Source organism: Streptomyces doebereineriae, assembly GCF_031845645.1.
Classification (GTDB): Bacteria; Actinomycetota; Actinomycetes; order Streptomycetales; family Streptomycetaceae; genus Streptomyces; species Streptomyces canus.
The window spans coordinates 1-459 of record NZ_JAVREZ010000262.1 but is presented as its reverse complement, the minus strand read 5'-3'; the positions used below and the strand labels follow the sequence as shown (position 1 = coordinate 459).

Sequence of the window (459 nt, the reverse complement as noted above, 5' to 3'; positions counted from 1 at the left end):
ACTGGCCAACGGGCTGGTCACCATCGGACGGGCGAACAATGCGTGAGCATTGTTGGGTACCACCAGAATCGCCTCCAGGTCCGGCCACAGCACCGGGCCGCCCGCCGAGAACGCGTAGGCCGTGGATCCCGTCGGGGTCGACACCAATACCCCGTCGCAGCCGAACGACGAGACCGGGCGGCCGTCCACCTCCAACACAACGCCGAGCACTCCGAGCCGGGGACCCTTCTCCAGGCTGGCCTCGTTGAGTGCCCAACCGCGGTTCACCACATCGGTCCCCACCCGCACCGCGATGTCGAGGGTCATCCGCTCCTCGACGCGGTAGTCGCGCTCGATGACGCGCTCGAGCACATGGTCGATCGCCTCGGCCTCGGCTTCGGCGAGGAATCCGATCCGGCCCAGATTGACTCCCAGCACCGGGATCTCGACATTTCGCGCGAGCTCCGCGGCACGCAGGAA

General features: G+C 67.5%; 1 protein-coding gene. It reads right to left on the bottom strand.

Going from position 1 to position 459, the window contains the following annotated elements:
• On the bottom strand, positions 1–459 hold a 459-nt coding region (locus tag RNB18_RS51785; RefSeq protein ID WP_311721031.1), incomplete at both ends, for an NAD(+)/NADH kinase.